Here is a 23181-nt window from a genome sequence, read left to right as displayed (position 1 = left end):
AATGTTAGCGTGGGTGGTTTATTTGGAGTAGCATCTGACCCTAACTCCCCCTACTTGATCACCACCCAAATACCAAACATTAATCAAAATAGCTATGTGGGTTCCAGTTACTTATTAGACCAACTCGGTTATCAACTGGATCATACCATCTTATTATTAGGCGATCCTTTTTACGAAACGCAATTAATTGAAGATGCCTTGCTTAAAAAACTAGGAACACGTTTTATTACCCCTGGCATTACCGATGCTAACGCACAAATCACCCAGCTTTATGATAATGCCAAAGAGCAAATGGGTACATTAAATTTATCGGTTGGTATTGCCTTAACCGATGCACAGCAATCGCTTTTAACCAAAGATATTGTGTGGCTGGTGCAGCAAACCATTAACGGTAAACAAGTGTTAGTGCCTACTGTATATCTAGCCAGTAGTCAGGCACAATTACAGGACATCGCCCTTAATACCGGCGCTACCCTTAATGGCCATGATATTGCCTTAACAGGCAACAGCATCACCAATCAGGGCGGCATCCAGGCGCAGCATAATGTCACTATCAATTCAAGCACCGTTTCAAACCAAGGTGGGTTAATCAAAGCGGGTAATAATCTGGATATCACCGCAGACACAATCAGCAACAGCGCATCCGTAGGATCAAGCAGTTATGGCAAAAGCACCTTTGAAACACTGCAACATCAAGGAACCCTTGCCGCAGGAAACAACGTAAACCTCACCACCAGCGGTGATATCCACTTTAACGGCGGTGTGCTCGATGCCGGTGGAACGGGCAGCTTAACGTCGACCAACGGCAATATCATCATCGACAGCCAGGCCTTAAACAACCACACCGATGCGTCCTATCGCCACAGCCATTACACCAGCGACAGCACCTTGCAAATTGGCTCGTTATTAAGCGGTCAGCAGCTGGTGTTAAATGCCGCTAACGACATCACCATCAAAGGCAGCGATGCGCAAAGTGCTGGTGATATTAATTTAACCGCACAGAATGTCACCATCGGTGCCGAAACCGAAAGCTACCATTACCACGAAACCAGCAGCAGCAAAGGCTTTATGAGTTCTAGCAAGAAGGAGGTCAAACAGGATCAGGAAAGCTTGCGAGGTTCTACGTTAACGGCAGGAAATAACATTAACATCAATGCCAATGATAATATCAACGTTACCGCCTCTTACGCAGAAGCAGGTAACGATATCCATTTACTAGCCGATGCGGATAACAATGAAACGGGCGGCATTACCATAGAAGCTGGTAAAGGTTATGAATCCAGCTACGTGTATAAAAAGGACAGCGGTTTCACCGGTGGACTTTCTGGCATGAGTTTTGGGGTGAGCTACCAACAAACCAAAGACAGGATCAACAGCTACCAGGAAACCTTACTACCCTCGATGATGGTAGCCGGCCATGACATTACGATGGATGCCAGTGATGATATCAACATTCTCTAGCGTCGTGCATGCTGGCCATGATGTTATCCTCAACAGCGATAATAACATTAACCTGTTGGCACTGGATGCTGATAACAGCTACGCCGAATCGCATAAGATGACTAGCATCGGCGTAACCGTTGCTATTCAGGAAGGATTTACCGGCTTGATTGATTCTGTAAAAGGATTAGGCGATAAAGGTTCTGGCAGCTATGCAGGAATTCAAACGGCGGCGGATGCCTATAAGGAGCTTCGCAATTTGCATCGATGTATAAAGCCAGCAAAGGCTTTACTGACCCATCACAATTACTGCCTAGCATTTCTGTCAGCCTCGGCATCTCCAGCAGCTCCTCTAAATATGAAACCAGCGGCAGCAATTTTACGCAGACGCAAATTACCGCCGGACATGATTTTATCAGCCATAGCGGTAAGGACACGACTGTAAAGGGAGCGAATATTCTGGCACAGAATGTGAATATGGATGTAGGCGGCGACCTCACCGTAGCCTCAGTACAAAACACCCAGGAAACCAGCAAAAGCGAACATAGCGGCGGCATGAGTGTGGGTATTAGTTATGGTGTTAATGGCTTATCACCAACATTTGGCGCAAATGCCTATAGCGGCAGTGGTGATGGGCACAGGAAGTGGACGGATAATGTCACATCGATTATTGGCACTAACTCAGTTGATATTGATGTAACAGGCAAAACAACCCTAACAGGTGCGATTATCGCGCAAGCAACCCCACAAGAAGATGGCACCTACATAGACGGCGGCAACCTCACCTTAAACACCGGTTCACTGGAAGTAAGCGATTTAACCGATGAGGATATCTGGCATTATGACGGCGCTGGAATAGCCGTTGGCTTTGGCGGCCCTCCAGGACAACCGGTCTTTGGATCAGGTTCTAACCTATCCTCATCCTATACCCCATCCTTAAAGATCGAAGATGACACTAAAATCGGCGTCACCCACGCCACCATCGGTGCAGGAACCATCACCATAGCAGGCCAGGCGGCAACCGATGACCAACTGAATGGCGTTAACCGCGATGTAAACAAGGTTCAGGAAATCCTGGTCGATGAGCATGATCATCTAGATATAGAAATCCCGCTGAGTGGGTTTAAAGATATTACAGATATGGTGAATGATATTGCGGCTAAAATTAAAGCTGGCGCGACCAAAGCAGAGATTGCTAAAATACTGGCCGATTCTGGATTAACACCTGAAAAGAAACAGGAAGCTTTGATTCAAGCACTTGCAGGGGCGATTAGTGAGAAGGATTTAAAGGCAGCTAAAGCACTTACGAACGATTTGATGCAAAATGGTGAGCGAAACAGGAGTGAGCAAAGAAATAAATGACCAGATTAATGGTATGGGTCTTGACAGATCGCTTGGCACTTTACCTTGCATTAAAAGATTATGGTAATAATGACCCCAAAGCTGTAGCGTTACGGCTAGCAGTAATCGGTACTTTTTCGGATCAGATCAGTGGGTTTTATGATGCTCAAGGAAACGCAATCCCAGATCTTTCAAAGCGGCTTGTGGATAATTTGAAAAACAATCAGACATTTATTAATGGTTCACAGAATTTTAAAAATTTATCCGATGATGATATAATAGGGTTGGCAAGGCTTGTTTCAAACGATATGGCATCCATAATAGGGATACCTGCCATCGGTAAAATAGTGATATCAGAGAAAAATAATGAAGGGGATATGAATTATCTTGATGATACAGTAACAATTGATCGAGATTTTTTGTTGAAAAATCCAGATTTCTCTACATTTGTTTCAATGATATCGCATGAAACAACACACGCTTATCAACATAATGCAGAGGTGAGTCTTTTGAGTAGTGATTATGGTTATACCAAAACAAACATTGCCTGTACGTCTTTGGGATTATTTTGCAGCAATGCCTCTCGTATTCATCCATTGATGATTCTTCCTTGAATTCTGATGCGATGCTGCAGGCCGTTATTTTTGGAATTAATCAAGATGGTCATAATTATATCAAGCTGTTAAAAGATCCTAATTCAGGTGATGAAAAAAGCAAAGATGAGCATGAAAAGAGCAAAGATGAGTATCAAAAAAGTAAAGATGAGTATGAAAAAAGCCTAGCTGATTACGAAAAACAGCCTATTGAGTCAACGGCGTACCAAGTGCAAGGTAGTGTCAAGGCAGCAGTTAACGCATGGTTAGATCCTTCAATCTATGGAGCTAAATAAAAAATGAATAAATTTATAAAAATCATTAATTTTCCTGTTATGATATTTATTATATGCATATGCAGAAACTCTTTTTCTGAGGAAAGATATTCTTATTTTGTAGAAAAAGAGACAAGCTATACCTATCCAATAAAAATAGAGATAAAATATTGGGGAGATCTTGTATATGGAATGGGTGGAAAATATAGCAGAAAGGTTTTCAAAGAAACAATGAATCAACAAAGGGATTACATACTTGAAGACAAACAGGCTTTAATGAGCATAACAGCGAATAACTTAAAAGATCAAATTCTAGAAAACAATAAAGGTTTTAGAGGTGGATATTATAAATATTTGATGCGCCCTGATGGCGGGAATGAGGGATATGAAAATTGGAAATTGGATGATCCTTTGGATTGTGGTTATATTATCATCGATAAAGATGGTTTTATTTGGCCCTTTCTTAAAATGGGCCCAGCTGAATGGCTGTTATACAGTGACATAAGTCTTATCAATCGATCCGGTAGGGTTAGTCGTAACTTTCCATTGCCAAATTATGACCAGAACGGGAAACTTATACCAAGAGAAGGACTTGATCAACATAGCCATTATGCTGGCCAAACATTCGAAGCTAAAGACCCTTATTTTGCACATGGAGTTATCGGGCATTTAAAAGATAGACGTTTTGAAATAACAGGCATAAAGGAGAATGTTGATTTTAATCCTAAAGATTTCAAGGAATAATAACACTTCTTTTGAATCTCAATCAGCCTTTTAAGTTATCACAAGATGGTACTAATTATATCAAGCTGTTAAAAGAGCCTAATTCACGTGATGAAAAAAGCATAGCTGATTACGAACAACAGCCTATTGAGTCAACGGCGTACCAAGTGCAATATGACGTAGAGGATTCGATCAATGCATGGTTAAATCCTTAATCAATGGAGTAAAATAAATGAGAACACTTATAATAATAACCAATTGTATCCTTATAATATTCTTTATATTCCCATGCAGCAACTCTTTTTCTGCAGAAAAATATTCTCATCTGGTAGAAAAAAAGACAAGTTATACCTATCCAATAAAAATAGAGATAAAATATTGGGGAAATCTTGTATATGGAATGGGTGGAAAATATAGCAGGAATGTTTTTAAAGAAGAAATGAATCAACAAAGAAATTATATACTTAAAGATAAACAGACATTAATGGGTTTAAAAGCGACATATTCAAAAGACCAAATTCTTAAAAATTATGAAGGATTTAGAGGGGGATATTATGAATATTTGATGCGCCCTGATGGCGGAAATGAGGGATATGAAAATTGGAAATTGGATGATCCTTTGGATTGTGGTTATATTATCATCGATAAAGATGGTTTTATTTGGCCCTTTCTTAAGAAGGGACCTGCTGAATGGCTATTATATAATGACATAAGTCTTATCAATCGATTCGGTTCGGTTAGTCGTCACTTTTCACTACCAACTTATGACCAAAATGGACAAGTTGTACCGGAGAAACCCCTTGGTCAATATGATCTCGCTGCGGGTCAAGAATTCGAAGCTAAAGACCCTTATTTTGCTCATGGAGTTATTGGATATTTAAAAGATAGAGATTTTGAAATAACAGTCGTACAAGAAAATGTTGATTTTAATCCTAAAGATTTTAAGGAATAATAACACTTCTTTTGAATCTCAATCAACCTTGTTATAGGTATTAAGTTATCAATAGAAATTATAACAGAAAGTTGAAAAGGAAGGCTCTCAGCATGAGAGCCTTCCAACAAAGTTAACATTGCTCGGCGATACGGTAAACTCGTTCTCCATCCTTATTCTTTTCAGATAAAATGGACAATTCTTGTTTCTTTTTCAAATTAGCCATGCAGCCATAAACACTGTGCCTTTGCCAACTCGTTGTTTCCATAAGGGCCTTAATTGTGGTTCCCTGACGCAACATGGTAAGGATCGTGACCTGTTTTGATGTTTGTTTAGGTTCAGTCTTGGTTTTTTCGACAACTTGGTTAATCACTTCTCGCCCAATGGCCAACAATCCCGTTTGCGTGATAAAATGACCATTCTCACCCTGGGTAATGCAACACTTTTTAATCAATGCAGCCAGCATTGATTGTTTTGCTCCTGCCGGAAGGTGGTCCATAAATTTCTCAACCGTAGAATCGGGGAAATTTGCCGCATCTTCAAGGACACGATACTGTGCATTGCTAATTATAGTATTGGTCATGATTATTCTCCTTCTTTGTTAGTTATTAAGTATCTTTTTGACAATCACAGTAACGCTTCTTAGCAAGGTTTAGTCAACTCAATGACGCATAATTAGCCTTATATTTCAATATATTATTAAATCACATAAGCCACTTACAAGGGTAAGAATTAGGGAATAAACTAAACACACAAATGCCCAATACGCGCTAAGTTAACTTGCGTTTCATTGCTAAAATTCGATCGGAAATATCTATTAGCTTTTCTTCGACTTCGTGAACAAATACCATATCACGTCGCGCAACTTTTTCAGGAGCAACACCAAAATTCTCAGAACTTGCTTGGGATAAACGTTCAAGCAAGTGTTTGATATTTTCAAGGCGTGCAAAATAGCGTTGTTTAGCTTCTTGATAATTCTCCATAATTCTTATCCTATTTTCATCAGTTGTGATATTTCACCAACAACCCATGAACGCTTCTAATTCAAAGTTAGTCAACTCAATTCTAAAGAAATATGCCTTATATTTCAATGCGTTGAATCTTATGAAAACAATTGATTTAGGATAACGCCGGGAATATCAATACGTGCATATGCAAGACACAGAGGCATTTCTGACGCAGCAGTTCGTAAAGCAATTAAAACAGGCCGAGTAACACCAGAACCTGACGGCACCATAGATACAGCAAAAGCGGATCGCCAATGGCAAACCAACACCAACCAGCAGCCTTCATCTTCTAATCTTAAAGCCGTTCCAGACATGGCATTTGATGCTGTCCGTGAAACGCTAAAAGAAAACAGCATGCCCGTTGCCGGCAGCGGCACAACATTCATCCAAGCCCGCACGGCCAATGAAGTATTAAAGGCACAAACTAACCGCATACGCCTACAGAAGCTGAAAGGTGAATTAATCGATCGTGCCAAAGTATTAGCCCATGTTTACAAGTTGGCACGTACTGAACGCGATGCATGGATCAACTGGCCAGCACGCATATCATCAACAATGGCAGCGGAACTTAGCGTAGATGCCCACACTATGCACGTGACACTGGAACGCTATGTCCGAGAACATTTATCCGAACTTGCAGAATTCAAAATTCGCATTGACTGAAAGTTATGATGGGTTAGAGGAGATTGAGAAACAGTGGGCCAAGGGCTTAACGCCAGATCCATTTCTTACCGTATCGCAATGGGCAGATACCTACAGAATCCTCTCTTCTAAATCCGCTGCCGAGCCTGGACGCTGGAGAACCAAGCGCACACCTTATCTAAAAGAGATAATGGACAATCTCTCGCCCCACTCCCCAGTGCAACGTATCGTGTTTGTGAAAGGTGCGCAAATAGGTGGAACTGAGTACGGCAATAATTGGATTGGTTATGTCATACACATGGTGCCAGGCCCAATGATGGCAGTATCGCCTACTGTGGAATTGGCTAAGCGTAACTCCAAACAACGTATAGATCCGCAAATTGAAGATACTGCTGAGCTGAAGGAGTTAGTAAAGCCCGCTCGTTCCAGAGATTCAGGAAACACGATCCTTGCCAAAGAATTTCCTGGCGGTGTATTGGTGATGACCGGTGCTAACTCAGCCGTTGGTTTGCGATCAATGCCTGCCCGCTATCTATTTATGGATGAAGTTGATGGCTACCCAGGTGATGTTGAAGGCGAAGGTGATCCTATTTTACTTGCAGAAAGACGTTCAGCCACCTTTCAGCGCAGGAGAAAAATACTTCTGGTGAGTACCCCCACATTAAAAGGATTATCCAGGATACAAAGGGAATTTGAAGCAAGCGACCAGCGTTATTACCATGTTCCCTGCCCCCATTGCAAACATGAACAACCTCTGATATTTGCCAATCTCCGCTGGCCAGAAGGAAAACCCAATCAAATTGCTTATGTCTGTGAAGAGTGTGGGGCATTGATTGAAGAACACCACAAAACATACATGTTAGCTAATGGTCGCTGGGTTCCAAGCAATCCTGGTAATGGCCATACCGTAGGATATCACCTTTCCTCTTTATACAGTCCTGTTGGATGGTTTTCATGGGCCAATGCCGCAGAAATGTATGAAGCGGCTCAGAAAAATCCAGAACTGCTAAAAGGATTCATCAACACCGTCCTTGGTGAACCTTTTGAAGAAGAATATGAAGCACCTGAATGGCAAAGGCTTTATGAACGCCGTGAACATTATCTAATGGGTATTATCCCTGAAGGTGGTTTGTTTCTGACTGCTGGTGTTGATATTCAAAAGGATCGTATTGAATGCGAGATCGTTGCCTGGGGACGCAACAAAGAAAGTTGGTCTATTGATTATCAGGTCTTTCAAGGGTCAACCAATGCACCAGACGTTTGGAAAAGACTAGATCAACTCCTGGATCGTGATTGGCAACATACTAGGGGTTGCACATTACCGATACGAGTCATGAGTGTTGATAGCGGCTATGCAACACAAGACGTCTATAACTGGGTAAAGAATTATCCACAAGCCAGCTGGGGAGCAAGTGGCGCACGTGCTGGATCACCACGCACGGTTGTTGCCATTAAAGGTCGTGATACTGAAACTGCTTTGATCCTTAGTGTATCTAAAGCAGATGTTGGAGGCAAACGACGAGGCTTGCGTGTTTGGAACATCAGCGGTCCCGTAGCAAAGATGGAACTGTACCGTTGGCTGAAATTAGAACGACCAACTGATTCAATGGAAAAATTCCTTCCTGGAAGCTGCCACTTTCCTGAATATGATGCGGAATATTTTAAGCAACTGACTGCAGAAAAACGAGTGGTGCGGATGCATCATGGATTTCCCAAAGCAACATGGGAAAAAGATCCAACCAAGTCAAATGAAGCACTGGATTGCCGCGTCTATGCAAGAGCAGCCGCAAGTATTTATGGCCTTGATCGTTTTACGGAAAGACACTGGCTGCAAATGGAGGAGGCATTAGGGAAAAGCCTTATACCTATCGTAAGTGTCAAACCAGAAAGTCAAACCAACGAAACCGGCCTATCACAAATGGTACGGCAACGACCTGCCACAAAAGCACAAGACCCTTATCTATAAGGAATATGTTATATGACCGATTTAACGACCCTTCAAGCACGTCTAGCAGCTGCAGAAGAAGCCTACCACCAACTCCTAATTGGTGCACAAGCCGTTAATGTGAATATAGGGGGTTATGGTTCAACTACCTACGCCTCGGTGGATATGTCAAAGCTGAAAGCTTACATCGATCATTTAAAGGCAGAGATTAATAAAGTCAGTGGAAATGCACGGCGTGGCATTATTAAAGTAGCATTCTAATGAACGATACATCACACAGAGCTGCATCATTGACAGCGCGGGAGCTTGCAAGCTGGTTGCCTGGTGCATTTTCCGCAGACACCGATACGTTACCAGAGCTTAATACGCTGGTTTCTAGATCACGGGATTTAACCCGTAATCATGGTATTGCCAGCGGAGCAATACAAACCCTGGTAGACAATGTTGTGGGAACCGGTCTACGTCTTGTTGCCTGCCCTGACTATAAAGTACTTGGCAAAAACAAGGAATGGGCAGATGAATGGTCACGCCAGGTGGAATCATTATGGCGTGGTTTCAGTGAAAGTATGGATTGTGATGCTGCACGATCCCTCAATTTTGCGGGACTTACAGTACAGGTATTCCGCTCTGGTCTAATCAATGGTGAATCCATTGCTATACCTTTATGGCTTCCAGAACGCGGCGGTACATTCAATACAGTCATCCAACTGGTAGAATCCGACCGACTCAGCAATCCTGGTGGTCGACCTGATGACAAGAATCTACGCGGAGGTATTGAGATTGATGATTACGGTGCCCCCATAGCCTATTGGATCAGAAAATCCCACCCAGGTGATGTCTATGTCCCTTTTAGTTGTTCACCAGATGAATGGCAGCGTATTCCGGCACGCACGCCATTTGGACGAAGACAGATTCTGCATCTCCATGATAAAGAGCGCACAGGACAAAGCCGTGGCAAACCAATCCTTACTGCCATCATGCCTATGTTTAAAATGCTCGACCATTATGAGCGTTCAGAACTTCAAGCAGCCGTGGTCAATGCCATGATTGCAGCTTTTATCGAAACACCGCTGGATGCAGAATCATTTGGATCCATGTTCGGAGGATCGCTAGAAGATTATATTTCTGCACGCAACGAATGGAAGATCAAGCTTGAAGGTGGATCCATCATTCCTGTGTTTCCAGGTGATAAAGTATCCCCTTTTACACCGAGTCGTCCTAATTCTGGCTACGGTGCATTTGTGGAAAACATTCTTCGTCATATCGGAACAGGCCTCAATTTGCCATTTGAACTACTGATGAAGGACTTTTCTAAAACCAATTACTCCAGTGCACGCGCTGCCTTACTGGAAGCATGGCGATTCTTCATGGGACGTAGACAATGGCTTGGCACCTACTGGGCAAAACCGGTCTATGAGTTGTGGCTTGAAGAAGCTATCAATAGCAAAAAAATCGAAGCCCCTGATTTTTATCAGAACCGCAATGCCTGGACGCGGTGCAAATGGATTGGTCCTGGACGTGGTTGGGTTGATCCCGTGAAAGAGGCACAGGCTTCACAGATCAGGATGGAAGCTGGACTCTCTACATTGGAAGATGAATGCGCCCAACAAGGATTAGATTGGGAAGAAGTACTTGAGCAACGCGCCCGTGAAAAATCACGCATGCAGGAACTTAGGTTAACAGCTGCAGACCTTACACCAAGTATGGCTGTAAAATCACTCCCTGGTCAAAAACAAGATAAAAACAATTCGGAGGAAGACAATGCGAGCATGGAATAAAGCAGCCGGTGAACCTTGGGCCATTACCGAAGATGTCCTTCATACTATTTTAGAAATCGCAGCCAGGGAGAATGAAACTCCTGAAGCAGTCGCTGCAAAATTAGGACGTGAATTAAAAAACACCCGTACCAGTAACGAACGTGATGGGGTGGCTATTATTCCTGTGGTTGGCCCACTCTTTCGTTATGCCAATATGTTTACTCAAGTAAGTGGTGCCTCTTCCTATGAAATCATTGCCAAAGATTTTAGTGCTGCACTTGAAAATCCTGATATCCACGGAATTATCCTAAACATTGACTCACCAGGTGGCGAAGTAAACGGCTGCGCTGAATTGGCCAGCATGATCTATGATGCCCGTGGAAAGAAACCCATCATTGCTTATGCCTCAGGAGATGCCGCATCGGGTGCATACTGGATTGCTAGCAGTGCGGATACCTTAGTGGTTTCTGAAACCTCCGGCATTGGCTCTATTGGTGTTGTTGGCGTGTATCGATGTAGCAAGGAAACTGAACAAGCCGTAGAAATCATCTCTTCACAAAGCCCCTATAAAAGACTGGATGCCAGCAGCGAAGAAGGACGTATCAAATTACAGTCACGCATTGATGCCATGGCGGAAGTATTTGTCCGTACGGTTGCTCGCAACCGCGGAGTCGATCCACCAACAGTGCTTGAGCGGTTCGGCGGAGGAGACATCTTAATTGGAGAACACGCCGTTTCAGCAGGACTAGCCGATAAGTTGGGATCACTCGAAAAACTCATAACTACATTATCAGAAAAACAAAACCCTGCAATGAAGCAGGGTTTTGTGTTTAACCCCATTATAAAGGAAACCATCATGAATCTTGAAACACTGGCCATCGATCATCCCGATCTGCTGGAAACTATTCAAACAAAAGCGAAAGCAGATGAGCGCAAGCGCATCAGTGACATTCTGTCTTCAGGACATAATACACTTGCTGATCATCTTGCTTTTGAAACAGACCTTCCTGAAGAAGCAGCAGCATCCATACTTGCTAAAGCACCAAAGACTAATGAACAATCAGGCAATAGCTTTGATCAAGTTATGCGTGACCTTGGCAATCCAAAGATCGCTTCTGCCTTTACGCCTGACGAGGAAGATCCAGACTTAATCGCTCAACGTTTAGCAAACTATCAGATATAAGGAAACACTATGACTGCTCAAGGCTTTATAAATCAGGGTGCTTACGCCCCAGATAACTTACTCGGAGGAGAATTTCCACGAGTAGCTCGATTCGTAACGATTGCCAGTGGTACTAATCTTGTCATGGGATCGGTACTCGGCAAAATCACCGCCAACAGTAAATATAAGTTGAGCGCTTCGGCTTCAGCAGATGGATCTGAAATACCGGATGTCATTCTTGCTGAAGACACGGACGCAACCTTGAATGACAAACAGGCTGCTGTTTATTTCTCAGGGGAATTTAACGAGCTGGCGCTAACTTTTGGGCCAGGCATTACCGCTAATAGTGCACGGGATGGCTTACGCGATAAATCCATCCTATTAACCAAAAACCAAGGAGCATAAAACCATGGTAGATATTTTCTCGACTTCTGTACTCAATAAAACCGTTGAGTACTTACCTCGTCCTGCCTCATTCTTACTTGATACCTTCTTCGGACAAATGCAAACCGAACAAAACGAAGAAATCCATTTTGATATCGATAAATCAAAACCTCGCTTAACTCCTTTTGTCTCACCGCTTGTGGCCGGAAAAGTCGTGGCCAACGAAGGGTATGAAACCAAAAGTTTCAAACCTGCTTATGCAAAAGATAAGCGCCGTTTTGACCCTAATGCCCCCCTGAAACGCAGCATCGGTGAAACCATTGGTGGTAGTCTTTCTCCCTTGCAGCGACGTGAAATGGCACTCAATCGTGCGCTCAACAACCAGCTTGAAAACCTGACACGCCGTGAGGAAGTCATGGCTTCTGAAGTGTTGCGATTAGGGCAAGTAACGGTAACAGGGGAAAATTATCCAACTGTTGTGGTGAATTTTCAGCGCGATAGCTCGCTTACCGTGACATTGACGGGTGGCAACCGATGGGGGCAAACAGGCGTAAAACCACTCGACTTAGTCGAAGACTGGTCAAATGCCGTACAGAGTAAATCTGGAGCAGCCCCACGAAGCGTGATTATGGATCCTCTTGCTTGGCGTTTGTTCAAGAATGATGACCAGGTCACCAAGTTATTGACGTATTTTCGTGGAACGAACAGCACCATTTCCATTGATCCTATGGTACGTGGTCAGGGCAATGATAAGGCACGTTATGTTGGTTCCATTGGTGATTTTGATTTCTGGGTTTATCAGGATAATTATGTTGATGATCTGGGTAATGATCAAAAAATCTTACCTGATTATACGGTCATTATTGGTAGTACTCAGCAGATTGAAGGAACACGTTGTTACGGGGTGATCCAAGATGAAAAGGCTGGATATATTGCACAACGTTATTTCTCAAAATCATGGTTAGAAGAAGACCCAGCTGTACGTTGGCTGCTTTTACAGTCAGCTCCCTTGATAGTGCCGTATCGTCCCAATGCCTGTCTTTGTGCAACCGTTAACTAGGAGAAAAAATGCGTATCACATCTCATACGACCCTTGTGGTTGGAAAGCCAGGAAAGGCAGAATCCGTTTTGCCTGGAACGGCGGTCGACATCGATGATGATGAAGCAGAAGACCTCATCCATCGTGGCCTTGCCGTCAAAGTAGTGAAAACAAAGTCAAAAGTCTCCCATATTGAATCGCCTTCCGATGAGAATGTCCAACAACCCTCAAACGAAGAATCTGCAGTATGAGCTCATTAGAACAATTCTCTAAATCGATCAATGTGCTTTTTAGTATGCTGGGTATGGAAGCAACTTATATTCCGACCAATGGATCAGCCATAGAAGTTAAGGTTATACCCAAGCGCCCAGATACGATTTTAGGACTTGGTGAAACCAGCATTTATAGCGAAACGGTACTTTTTGATTTGCGAACAGAGGAAATTGCTGAACCCCAAGCTGATGACATTCTTGAATATAGAGGCGTACAGTATCGCATATTAAGCGAACCAAAACGCGATCTGCACCGACTTGTATGGACAGTGGAAGCCACAGAATCAGGATAGAGGAATATGCGTCTTAATGCAGCAATACATGGCCATCTGAAAGAGTATATGGCAGCAGAAGTGATCGCGGCAAAAACCGCAGTTACCAATGCCGTATCGGAGGTGGGCAACGGTATCAAACAAGATCTAAGATCACAGACAGAATCCGCTGGACTCGGTAAAGGAGTAGCAAACGCATGGCGTCTGCAAATATATCCTAAAGGCAAGAAATCGTTAAATGCTGCTGCCTATATAAAAACCAAAGCGCCGAATATCATCTACGCCTTTGCTTATGGTGTAACGATAAAAAGTGGAAAAGGATTTTTTCTGGCAATCCCAACACCAGCGGCACCTAAAAAAGGCACCAATGGCAAACGGATAAATCCGTCTAACTTTCCTGAAACTACCTTTGGAAAACTAAGGTTTGTTTATCGCCCACGAGGCTTTTCTCTATTAGTTGTGGATGATCTACGTGCACGTGGTGGTAAGCGAAGTGGATTTACGAAAGCAAGTGCTTCAGCTATCAGTAAAGGACGGGTTGCCACGGTGGTGATGTTTATCCTTGTACCACAAGTTTCATTTAAAAAACGCCTTGATATCGAGTATGTTGTGGATAAATGGGGCTCTCAAATATCACATTTGGTGCTTAATAACTTGCCTGAGGTAAACATAAATGCCTAGCAAACGCGAACAAATCATACTGTCGCTTTATAATACTTTAAAACCTTTGGAAAACGTAGGGATAAAGGTATGTAGGAACCTTGATAAGCCTCAAAAAATAACAAGCCTTGTTATTTTACGTGATGGGACATCAGAAAATCCTGAAATACTCCTCTCACCTACAGCTTATATTTATGAACATAATGTAACCTTGGAAATTCTTGTCCAACACCCAGATGCACAAAGGAGGGATGCTTCTTTGGATAATCTTTTGGTAACGATTGGTGGGCTTATCAATGCCAATAGAACACTGGGTGGATTAGCCGAATGGATGGAGCCATCTCCACCTGAATTTACTGAAGAAGCAATTGAAGGTGCCGCAACCATCCGCATGGCCGTGGTGCCTGTCATGGTTCGTTTTATGACCTCCGATCCACTGGGAATATAAATTCAGAAGGAATTATACTTTTCTCACCGGTCCAGGATATGCAGCCACCAAGGGATCTGACGTCAAAAGGGTAATACCCTCAATCATTGCTTGGCAGACAAGGATACGGTCAAAAGGGTCTTTATGAAGAGGAGGCAAACTCTCTACAGCGACAGCATGCTCACTAGCGATAGGTAATTCACTATAGCCATTATCAAGTAATCCTCGACGTAATAACCTTGTGTCTACTTGAAAATCATCTCGTCCTAGTCCACGTTTAATAGCTATTTCCCATAAACTCGCCGCACTAAAAAATAATTCATTTTGTGGTGATTCGATCAAAGCACGTGCTTCTGCTGACAAACGGTCTGGTGTTCCAGATGCCCATAGTAGCAAATGCGTATCTAACAACAATTTCATTCATTATTCCCCAAAAAGATTCAGAATCTCATCACTGCCCATCTGATCAAAATCGTCCGGTACAGAAATTTGCCCAGCCATAAAACCAAGCCGCTTTAATTCTGAAGGTTCTGGTGCGTTGAGCGCTACGACTTTAACAAGTGGTTTTCCTGCCTTGGCAATGATAAAAGGCTCCCCGTTCACAGCCTGTTCAATAAGCTGTGATAAATGGGTTTTGGCATTATGAATGTTGACAGTATGCATGGCTATTTTCCTAAACTTAGTCTACTTAGCTTAGTCTATATTATAGAAAATGTCAATAGGCACATTAGGACTCGGCAACCGTAGAATTCCATGTGTTATCTAGCAAAAATCAAAATATGTGGCAATTTTTATAAAATTATCCTGTTTTTGAAATAGTGCAACAGGTTGTTGCACTATTTCCTGTTTACTAAATTCTCATATCCCTTTAAAATAGGGCGCTTGATAAACAATCCTCCTTTAAGTGTCGAATTTTTTATGGCTACAGACTATGACCTATCTTTAAATTTTATGGCATAATAGGACATATATGGACGCTAAATTGCTTGTACATGAAAAAGTCATTTTGGATACCCATTCCTTGATAGAAATTCGTGTATGGCATGTTCCGAATCCCGTGCCCCCATCAAGGCATAATCTTAAGTATTCTATGGTTTATATCGTAAATAATAGACGAGTTATTGGTTATGACAACGAACGAGGAAAAGGGGATCATCGTCATTATGAAGATGAAGAAACCTCTTATCATTTTGAGTCCATTGAGAAACTGCTAGCGCATTTTAAGGCAGATGTGGAAGCAATACGAGGAGAGAAAATATGACCGATAAACACATAAACATCCATGTCGGTGAAGGATTTGATGCGGTAGCCAAACGTGTCGCAGATGCATGGCATCGTGCTGAGCGTGGTGAGAATGTAAATGAGCATCACATTACTTTCATTAGTTGGGATCTGCTTTCTAGCGTCATGACCACTAGACGCTATGAGTTATTACGTTATATCCATAAACATCCTGCTAAGAATATTGCTTCACTTGCACGTGAGATGGACCGTGATTATAAACGTGTCTACCAGGATGTGCACGTATTAGAGTCAGCAGGTTTATTAAACCGAGAAAATGGTATGCTTCACGCCGACTATAGCCGCATTGATTCCACTATTCAGCTTTAATCCAGCCACATTAATAAGGCATTGAAAATTAATCATCAAGTAGACTGTTAAGCTGATTATGACAAGCGTCCATCGGCTAGTTAGTATTGCTTTAATTGTTTCTTCAGAAAGCTCTTCTACCGCATAAGCCATTGGCATCATTAATTTAACCTTCATTCATTCCTCATACGTTGCCCTGGATATAATGGTACCAATCATGGTTCATTTTATGTCCTCTGATCCACTCAATTAACGAAGATTTCTATGATGAAAGCCTTGCCAATGCCTTCTCAACCGCATGTGAATCTGTCGCAATCACTTCCAGAAATATCCGAGTTGCACGTTCAGGCTGCCTACGTCCTTGCTCCCAATCTTTAATGGCGCTCAGCGCAAATCCAAAATGATCTGCAAATTGTTTTTGATTATAACCAAGTTTTTTGCGGATAGATGCTACATCAACGGTCTTAGGAGGAATTACTTTACGGGTGGGTAAAGGAAGTTCTCCACGACGATGGGCCGCCATTTCACGAACCGCATGCACAAGGTCATGTTCCGACTTCTTTATTCTAGGCATGTTCCTCTCCTTTCATTGCTTTAATCATTTCTTTCAGAAGCTTTTTATCCGCATCCGAAATATTTTCCTTCTGGTTTTTGGCGTAAATATCAAGAAGATACACCGCTTTATCACTTAACCAAAAATAATATAAAATCCGCACTCCCCCACTTTTCCAAGAGCTACGCCTGGCCGCCCTCGCTAAGCAGCTTAGAGCTTTACGTTCATAGCTTCTGGTACGAATTATTTCCATACTCTAATGGTACGGCATTGCCGCCCCAAAGCCAATAGTCTTTTTAACATTCTGAAGGAGAATCTTTATGGCACGTTCCTATGGGACAGCAGCGCAGCTGCTTGTCTTAAAAGAAAACACTTACGGCACACCGCCGTCAGGCAATTATGAGAAAATGTCTTTTTTCTCAAGTAGTCTGGGTGCAGAACAACCTCTGATAAACGATGCAGTTTTAGGACTTGGTCGTGAACCCCATGCACCATTTCGGGATGTTATGAAAGCCGATGGCGATTTGGTGGTCGCTGTAGAACCACGAGACTTTGGACGCTGGTTACAGTTTCTTATGGGTGCTTCAACGGATGTGGGTGTTGCTGCAACCGGCTCTATCACGTTTACTGCCAACCCAAGCGCAGGGCATACGATCACACTGAATGGTGTGATCTGGACATTGGTTACCAGCGGTGCATCGGGCAACCAAACCAATATTGGCGCAAACCTTAACGCCACATTGACACAGCTGGCAACTGACCTTAATGCTTCCTCAAATACCAGTCTTACTCCAGCAAGTTATACCAGTGGTAGCGGCAAGCTGAACATTACCTTCAAAACCAATGGTGCAACAGGCAATAATTTTACACTGGCTTCCGGCCATGCAAACGGCATGGTGAGTGGCCCTACCTTATCGGGTGGTGGTTATATTCATACCTATATCAGTGGTATTCCGACACTTCCCTCCTTTACAGCTGAAGTGGGACATCTAAATGTCCCAGCATACTTTGTTAATACCGGCTGTATGTTAGGATCAATGGACATGGATTTTCAGCGTAGTGGCAGCGCAAAGGCAACTCTTAAAATCATGGCCCAAGGCGAAACACTAAATACCGTATCGGGTGGAGGAACCCCCACTACTCGACTCTATAAGCCATTTAGCCAATTCAACGGCTCAATTTTACGCAACGGGGTGCCATTGGCAAATATTACAGGCGCTAAATTCACCTATTCAAACGGACTGCTAATTGTCCCTAACCTTCGTCCAGATGCACTGATTGACGCTATTGACCCCACCCAAATTACGATCAATGGCAGTGTTGATCTACGCTTTGCTGATACCACACTGTTAAGTGACGCCACTAATGGCAATGCCATTGAGCTTCAGCTGCAATACCAGTTTCCAGGACTGGATGGGAATAACTTTTTACTCAACTGGACATTCCATTCTGTCCATCTACCTCGTCCAAAGATGCCGATAAATGGGCCTGGCGGTGTGCAGGCCAGCTTCAACTGGCAAGCTGCCTATAACGATAATCTATCTAAATCCGCAACGGTAACCCTTAAAAATGATGTGAGTGCTTATGCTTAAACTAAATCTTAAAACCGAACCCTACTGGATTGACCTGCCTGGAACCGTAAGAGTTAAAGTCAAACCTGTTAATACGGCTATCATGAGTGCCGCTCAAGCTTCCGCCTCTACCAACTATAATAAGATGGTAGATCGTGGAGAAACAGATGTCACCAATGATGCACTTCGCAAAGGGTTGAGTGAAAGCCTTTTAGTTAATGCACTGGGAAAATTTGCCATCCTTGAATGGGAAAATGTCTTCAAAGCAAATGGCGATGCCCCAGCTGAAGTGAATGACATCAATATTGAGCAGTTGCTTGATATCTGGGTTATCGCTGATGAATTCCTCAAAACCTATATTAGCCAGATGAGTCTGATAGTAACTGAGGGAAACGTATTCGCGCCCGCTGTGAATGGCACTTTGGAAGCGGTGCCAGCTACTGTCACCAGTGCAAAATAGCGGGCGCAGCATGCGCAAGTGGAGAAGCTGTTGAAGGTAAGTTTTGTCCTTACATCGAAAACGAACCCCAAACCCTACCAGGCTGGCAATTATGGGATCTGGTCTGTAAAAGTCAAAGTCAGCTACGCATTGCCCCGTCTGGAATAGTGATAGGGTTTGATGCAAACACTGTCCTGAAGATCGCCGAATTACTCTATTACGACCTCCCTCTCCTTATCCAACTTTTGCCCTATGCCGAAAGCGGCATGGTCACAGGTATCAATAGCCATCGCAATAACGAAGAATCATGACCGTACAAAATATTGCCATCCGTGTCGCTTTTGAAGGAGGAGATAAAGCCGAACGCGACATGAAACAACTAGGAGATTCAGGTGAGCGTGCCATTAAGAAAATTCATGACGCCACAAAGCCCACAGGCGATGGATTAAAAATCCTTAATGGCATTATGCATGAAGTTAAGGGTGGATTTGAAGAATTTGCTGAGCACGGAGGAGCAATCAGTCGTATCTTATCAGGAATCAACCCTGCTGGTCTTGCTGCTGCAGCTGGCATTGGTGCTATTGTCTTTGAAATACACAATGCCATTGAAGCTGCTGAGGAATTTAATCAAGCACAACGCAGGCTTGAAGCATTATTGAGAGCTACTGGCGGTACAGTAGGTTTAACTCAAAAAGAACTCACTGAATTTGCCGAAGAAATGGAGCATACGACACTCCTTACTTCAGAAAATGTTCAACAGGTTGAAGCAGTTTTGCTTACCTTCCGTCATATACACGGCGATACATTCAAAGAAGCCACCAAACTAACCGCTGATTTGTCTGATGTCTTTCAAAAGGATTTTACATCAGCTGCCCGCACACTCGGCCAAGCTCTAGATGATCCTGTTAATGGCCTAGATAAACTGGCACGTGCTAATGTCAGATTATCCGAAAGCCAAAAGGAGGAAATCAAAACACTTGCCCAATCGGGACAGATACATGAAGCCCAAGCCAAAATTCTTGAATATTTGGAAAGCAAATTAGGTGGAACAGCAGCAGCACAAAACCAAGGTGTTACAGGTGCCACTAAACATTTCAAAGACGCATTGGATGAATTAAACCGCGCTATTGGTCTTAATATTGAGGATTCTAAAACCTATGAAAACATCCTAAATGGATTAACCTCCGTCTTTGAAAAAATGCGAATGCACGTCCGTCCCCTGGCCGAAGAGGAATTGGCGGATCTTAACAAACGCATGCAATTGATGCAAAGTGCTGGCACTAATACTTTGTTTGGCTTGGTTGAGAATCCCTTCTATAACAAACTCAAAGAGCAGCGCGGTGAACTGGAAGCTGAAATTGCCAAAGATACTGCAGACAAAACCGCAGCACGCGATAAGGCAAGGAGAGATGAAGCACAAACACGTGCTGAAGAGTTGCTTGCCATCGAAAAAGACCTCAACAAAAAAATCAGAGAAGAAACCCAAACAGAACGCGATAAAATCATCGCTGAGTCTGAAACATTTAAACAACGCATCCGCGGACAACTCCAAGACGATAGCAGCAATAAGGCCGATGTGGAAAAGCGGCTAGCATTGGCAGACAAACTCAAAAAAATTGAACTGGATAAAATAAACCAAAAAGAAGCCGAAGAAGCTAACAGATTAGCCGAGGCTAATAATAAAGTCGTTGAAAGCCTGCAAAAACGGCTGCGTGTAGAACAACTGAAACAAAAGCAGGATGGTGGACGTTCTTCATTCGTGCAAGGAGAGCTCGACAAACTTAACCCCAATGCCAGCTCTAAAAACCATCAGGAAGTAAAAGCACTCGCTGACCAGATGTTTGATCAACAGCAAATGCAAAAGGCAGCAGATGCGCATGAGAAAGCCATCAAGAAAATCAATGATGAAATCCTAAAAACCAAACCTTCATTTGAACAAGCTAAACTCTCACTTGATGAGTGGAAGGATGGATTAATTAAAGATTTAGGCGGGACAACCCAGGAGAACCAGAAATACATTGAACTGATTGAGCAGATTTATACCGTTCGGCTAAAAGAAATCTATGACAAATCCCAACTCGATAGCGATAAATGGGCTGATGGTGCTGCACGTGGACTCAAGAAATACTCTGATGAAGTCAGCAATGCAGCTAAAAATTCCGAACGTGTCTTTAGCAATGCCGCTAACAAAATCGAGGACTCACTCGTGGATATAGTGTCCTCCGGTGAATTCAACATGAAGAAATTAGGCAGTTTGGTTACCAGCATTGAACAGGACATTATGCGATCCTTTATCCGAGAGAATATCACGGGTCCTATCTCAAGTGGTTTAAGTAGTTTCCTTGGTGGTGGCAGTTCAGGCGGTGGGATTTTTGGAAGCCTATTCAGTAGCATTTTCCACGAAGGCGGTGTTGTTGGGGAAACCATGACTTCAAATCGCTCCCTACCTGCCTTTGCTTTTGCCGGTGCACCACGCTTTCATAATGGATTGATGCCGGATGAATTTCCAGCCATCTTGCAAAAAGGTGAAACGGTGATTCCGCGCAATAAAAAAGTGGGCGGTATGAATGTAACCTTTAATATTTCAACACCAAACGCCCAGAGCTTCATAGATTCTAAAGGGCAAATCATGTCGAAGTTTGCCAGTGAGATGCAACGACATAATGCAAGGAACGGATAATGTCAGCATTTCATGAAGTCCAGTTCCCACCCAAAATTGCTTATGGAGCAAGCGGTGGAGCGGAATTCAATACCAGTATTAGCACCACTTTTTCCGGCTTTGAGCAGCGTAATATCAATTGGCAGAAAGCCCGTGGTCGTTGGGATGTATCTACTGGGATAAAAATCAAAGCTGACATGGAAACAGTGATTGCTTTCTTTCGTGCCAGGTTTGGTAAAGCATATGGCTTTCGTTTTAAAGACTGGAGTGATTATCAGGGAGTTGGGCAAATACTTGGTTCCGGTAATAGCACACAAACTGTGTTCCAACTTATCAAGACTTATACCAGTGGCGGCTATACCTATGTGCGAGAGATCAAAAAGCCCGTGGCTGGCAAAATCAAAGTTTACTTAAACGGAGTGCTGCAAAGTTCTGGTATGACATTCGATACCACTACAGGACAGGTAATATTCAATACCGCCCCCGCAAACAATGTGATTGTCAGTAGCGATTTTGAGTTTGACGTGCCAGTGCGCTTTGATACTGATGCTCTGGCTGTGCGTGCTGATGCCCCTGGCATTTTTGTGTGGGATTCCATTACTATTGTGGAGATAAGACTATGAGAACAGCAACAACCACTATGGCCGCACATCTTGCAGGAGAAGTCACTTGCCTTGCGATTTGCTGGCAGCTGACATTGACCAACGGTACCATTATGGGATTTACTGATCATACCTCGGATCTTATCATCAACCATATTCTGTATAAGGCTGCGACAGGATTTTCACCAACCAGCGTAGAAACCAAAGATAGATTTTCTGTCGATAATCTTGATGTGGCAGGTATCCTTGATAGCGCCACCATATCCGAAGCCGACATCATGGCCGGCCTTTATGATTTTGCTGAAATTCTTATTTTTATGGTAAATGTCACAGACTTAACACAAGGCATTGTTATCCATCGACGTGGTTGGTTAGGTGAAGTAAGCTTAAAAAACAGCCAGTTTATGGCTGAAGTACGTGGGTTAGCTCAGAAACTTCAACAGAATATCGTTGAGCTTTATAGTCCTACATGTCGTGCTGTGTTTGGAGATGGACGCTGTAAAGCAGACCTACCCAGTTATACAGTGGCAGGAACGGTTAATACCATCATCAGTCGCCAGGTGTTTCTTTGCAACGGTATGACTCAATCGGCAAGTTACTTTTCTGGTGGAGAAATCCAGTGGCTTACGGGAAGCAATGCTGGACGCCGCATGGAGATTAAAGAATTTGCTAATGCACAATTCACATTGGTGTTGCCTATGCCAAATAACATAGAGGTCGGTGACACCTTTAACGCCATTGCAGGGTGTGACAAAACTATAGGCACTTGCGCAAACCTATTCAACAATGCTGTGAATTTTCGTGGGGAACCTTATGTACCAGGGATGGATAGGATGCTTTCCACGGCAGCGACGACAGTGTCACAAAATTAGGGTTGACTATCACTAAAAAATGTCG

Annotated in this window: 31 protein-coding genes; 25 read left to right on the top strand and 6 right to left on the bottom strand. The window is 43.1% G+C overall.

Annotated features, from left to right (window positions below):
* Positions 1-9: 9 nt before the first annotated feature.
* From IPP74_12550 to IPP74_12520, 7 genes are all read left to right on the top strand, one after another.
* Positions 10-1461 carry an S-layer family protein gene (locus IPP74_12550; protein ID MBL0320099.1) on the top strand — a complete coding sequence of 484 codons (1452 nt, stop codon included), beginning with the start codon at positions 10-12 and terminating at the stop codon, positions 1459-1461.
* A gap of 246 nt (positions 1462-1707) precedes the next feature.
* Entirely contained in the window at positions 1708-2802 is a 1095-nt protein-coding gene (locus IPP74_12545) for a hemagglutinin repeat-containing protein (protein ID MBL0320098.1), read from the top strand.
* On the top strand, positions 2799-3395 hold the full coding sequence (locus tag IPP74_12540) for a hypothetical protein (protein ID MBL0320097.1): 597 nt from the start codon (positions 2799-2801) through the stop codon (positions 3393-3395). Before IPP74_12545 ends, IPP74_12540 begins: the two co-directional genes overlap by 4 nt.
* Complete coding sequence (locus IPP74_12535; GenBank protein MBL0320096.1) at positions 3392-3670, top strand: hypothetical protein; 279 nt, start codon at positions 3392-3394, stop codon at positions 3668-3670. The genes IPP74_12540 and IPP74_12535 overlap by 4 nt, the downstream gene beginning before the upstream one ends.
* Before the next feature lie 3 nt (positions 3671-3673).
* Positions 3674-4393, top strand: a complete 720-nt coding sequence (locus tag IPP74_12530) for a hypothetical protein (protein MBL0320095.1) — start codon at positions 3674-3676, stop codon at positions 4391-4393.
* An 11-nt stretch (positions 4394-4404) separates the two neighbouring features.
* Positions 4405-4587 (top strand): hypothetical protein, encoded by a 183-nt coding sequence (locus IPP74_12525; GenBank protein ID MBL0320094.1) that lies wholly within the window; start codon positions 4405-4407, stop codon positions 4585-4587.
* A 17-nt stretch (positions 4588-4604) separates the two neighbouring features.
* The gene (locus tag IPP74_12520; protein ID MBL0320093.1) at positions 4605-5324 is read left to right on the top strand and encodes a hypothetical protein; all 720 of its coding nucleotides are present in this window, start codon (positions 4605-4607) and stop codon (positions 5322-5324) included.
* Between the two features lie 112 nt (positions 5325-5436).
* On the opposite strand, the gene IPP74_12515 is transcribed toward IPP74_12520, so the two are convergent.
* Positions 5437-5769 carry a DUF3489 domain-containing protein gene (locus tag IPP74_12515; GenBank protein ID MBL0320092.1) on the bottom strand — a complete coding sequence of 111 codons (333 nt, stop codon included), beginning with the start codon at positions 5767-5769 and terminating at the stop codon, positions 5437-5439.
* 304 nt (positions 5770-6073) lie between these two features.
* A complete protein-coding gene (locus tag IPP74_12510) occupies positions 6074-6286 on the bottom strand; it encodes a hypothetical protein (GenBank protein MBL0320091.1) in 213 nt (70 codons plus the stop codon).
* Between the two features lie 141 nt (positions 6287-6427).
* Between IPP74_12510 and IPP74_12505 the strand changes: the two genes are divergently transcribed.
* Genes IPP74_12505 through IPP74_12455 form a run of 11 tightly spaced genes read left to right on the top strand, consistent with a single transcriptional unit; the run spans position 6428 to position 14891 of the window.
* Positions 6428-6973: an elements of external origin gene (locus IPP74_12505; protein ID MBL0320090.1), complete on the top strand. Its 546-nt coding sequence runs from the start codon at positions 6428-6430 to the stop codon at positions 6971-6973.
* A complete protein-coding gene (locus tag IPP74_12500) occupies positions 6921-8918 on the top strand; it encodes a phage terminase large subunit family protein (protein ID MBL0320089.1) in 1998 nt (665 codons plus the stop codon). The genes IPP74_12505 and IPP74_12500 overlap by 53 nt, the downstream gene beginning before the upstream one ends.
* A 12-nt stretch (positions 8919-8930) precedes the next feature.
* Entirely contained in the window at positions 8931-9158 is a 228-nt protein-coding gene (locus tag IPP74_12495) for a hypothetical protein (protein MBL0320088.1), read from the top strand.
* Complete coding sequence (locus IPP74_12490; GenBank protein ID MBL0320087.1) at positions 9152-10675, top strand: phage portal protein; 1524 nt, start codon at positions 9152-9154, stop codon at positions 10673-10675. The genes IPP74_12495 and IPP74_12490 overlap by 7 nt, the downstream gene beginning before the upstream one ends.
* Positions 10659-11837, top strand: coding sequence for a S49 family peptidase (locus tag IPP74_12485; protein ID MBL0320086.1), 1179 nt, complete (start codon positions 10659-10661; stop codon positions 11835-11837). Before IPP74_12490 ends, IPP74_12485 begins: the two co-directional genes overlap by 17 nt.
* A gap of 9 nt (positions 11838-11846) precedes the next feature.
* Positions 11847-12221 (top strand): head decoration protein, encoded by a 375-nt coding sequence (locus IPP74_12480; GenBank protein MBL0320085.1) that lies wholly within the window; start codon positions 11847-11849, stop codon positions 12219-12221.
* A gap of 4 nt (positions 12222-12225) precedes the next feature.
* Entirely contained in the window at positions 12226-13260 is a 1035-nt protein-coding gene (locus IPP74_12475; protein ID MBL0320084.1) for a major capsid protein, read from the top strand.
* Positions 13261-13268: 8 nt separating this feature from the next.
* Positions 13269-13490, top strand: a complete 222-nt coding sequence (locus tag IPP74_12470) for a hypothetical protein (protein ID MBL0320083.1) — start codon at positions 13269-13271, stop codon at positions 13488-13490.
* Positions 13487-13804, top strand: coding sequence for a hypothetical protein (locus IPP74_12465; protein ID MBL0320082.1), 318 nt, complete (start codon positions 13487-13489; stop codon positions 13802-13804). The genes IPP74_12470 and IPP74_12465 overlap by 4 nt, the downstream gene beginning before the upstream one ends.
* Before the next feature lie 6 nt (positions 13805-13810).
* A complete protein-coding gene (locus IPP74_12460; protein ID MBL0320081.1) occupies positions 13811-14464 on the top strand; it encodes a hypothetical protein in 654 nt (217 codons plus the stop codon).
* Positions 14457-14891 (top strand): acyl-CoA transferase, encoded by a 435-nt coding sequence (locus IPP74_12455; protein ID MBL0320080.1) that lies wholly within the window; start codon positions 14457-14459, stop codon positions 14889-14891. Before IPP74_12460 ends, IPP74_12455 begins: the two co-directional genes overlap by 8 nt.
* A gap of 12 nt (positions 14892-14903) precedes the next feature.
* On the opposite strand, the gene IPP74_12450 is transcribed toward IPP74_12455, so the two are convergent.
* Both IPP74_12450 and IPP74_12445 read right to left on the bottom strand, forming a co-directional pair.
* Positions 14904-15290, bottom strand: a complete 387-nt coding sequence (locus IPP74_12450; GenBank protein MBL0320079.1) for a type II toxin-antitoxin system VapC family toxin — start codon at positions 15288-15290, stop codon at positions 14904-14906.
* A gap of 3 nt (positions 15291-15293) precedes the next feature.
* Positions 15294-15533, bottom strand: coding sequence for a type II toxin-antitoxin system Phd/YefM family antitoxin (locus IPP74_12445; protein ID MBL0320078.1), 240 nt, complete (start codon positions 15531-15533; stop codon positions 15294-15296).
* Between the two features lie 307 nt (positions 15534-15840).
* On the opposite strand from IPP74_12445, the gene IPP74_12440 reads away from it, so the two are divergent.
* Together IPP74_12440 and IPP74_12435 are read left to right on the top strand one after the other, a co-directional pair.
* Positions 15841-16131: a hypothetical protein gene (locus IPP74_12440; GenBank protein ID MBL0320077.1), complete on the top strand. Its 291-nt coding sequence runs from the start codon at positions 15841-15843 to the stop codon at positions 16129-16131.
* Entirely contained in the window at positions 16128-16481 is a 354-nt protein-coding gene (locus tag IPP74_12435) for a hypothetical protein (GenBank protein MBL0320076.1), read from the top strand. The genes IPP74_12440 and IPP74_12435 overlap by 4 nt, the downstream gene beginning before the upstream one ends.
* Before the next feature lie 241 nt (positions 16482-16722).
* On the opposite strand, the gene IPP74_12430 is transcribed toward IPP74_12435, so the two are convergent.
* Entirely contained in the window at positions 16723-17034 is a 312-nt protein-coding gene (locus IPP74_12430) for a helix-turn-helix domain-containing protein (protein MBL0320075.1), read from the bottom strand.
* Positions 17027-17266 (bottom strand): type II toxin-antitoxin system RelE/ParE family toxin, encoded by a 240-nt coding sequence (locus IPP74_12425; GenBank protein MBL0320074.1) that lies wholly within the window; start codon positions 17264-17266, stop codon positions 17027-17029. Before IPP74_12425 ends, IPP74_12430 begins: the two co-directional genes overlap by 8 nt.
* A gap of 67 nt (positions 17267-17333) precedes the next feature.
* Here IPP74_12425 and IPP74_12420 point away from each other — a divergent pair, with 67 nt between their 5' ends.
* The 5 genes from IPP74_12420 (at position 17334) to IPP74_12400 (ending at position 23156) form a co-directional block, all read left to right on the top strand.
* On the top strand, positions 17334-18605 hold the full coding sequence (locus IPP74_12420; protein ID MBL0320073.1) for a hypothetical protein: 1272 nt from the start codon (positions 17334-17336) through the stop codon (positions 18603-18605).
* Positions 18598-19044: a hypothetical protein gene (locus IPP74_12415; GenBank protein ID MBL0320072.1), complete on the top strand. Its 447-nt coding sequence runs from the start codon at positions 18598-18600 to the stop codon at positions 19042-19044. Before IPP74_12420 ends, IPP74_12415 begins: the two co-directional genes overlap by 8 nt.
* Positions 19045-19330: 286 nt before the next feature.
* A complete protein-coding gene (locus IPP74_12410) occupies positions 19331-21703 on the top strand; it encodes a phage tail length tape measure family protein (protein MBL0320071.1) in 2373 nt (790 codons plus the stop codon).
* Positions 21703-22305: a DUF2460 domain-containing protein gene (locus IPP74_12405; GenBank protein ID MBL0320070.1), complete on the top strand. Its 603-nt coding sequence runs from the start codon at positions 21703-21705 to the stop codon at positions 22303-22305. The genes IPP74_12410 and IPP74_12405 overlap by 1 nt, the downstream gene beginning before the upstream one ends.
* Positions 22302-23156, top strand: coding sequence for a DUF2163 domain-containing protein (locus IPP74_12400; GenBank protein MBL0320069.1), 855 nt, complete (start codon positions 22302-22304; stop codon positions 23154-23156). The genes IPP74_12405 and IPP74_12400 overlap by 4 nt, the downstream gene beginning before the upstream one ends.
* Positions 23157-23181: the final 25 nt, after the last annotated feature.

It is taken from the genome of Alphaproteobacteria bacterium (assembly GCA_016722515.1).
In the GTDB taxonomy this organism is placed as follows: domain Bacteria; phylum Pseudomonadota; class Alphaproteobacteria; order Rickettsiales; family JADKJE01; genus JADKJE01.
The sequence above is the reverse complement of the archived record's forward strand: the minus strand, read 5'-3'. Positions and strand labels throughout refer to the sequence as shown.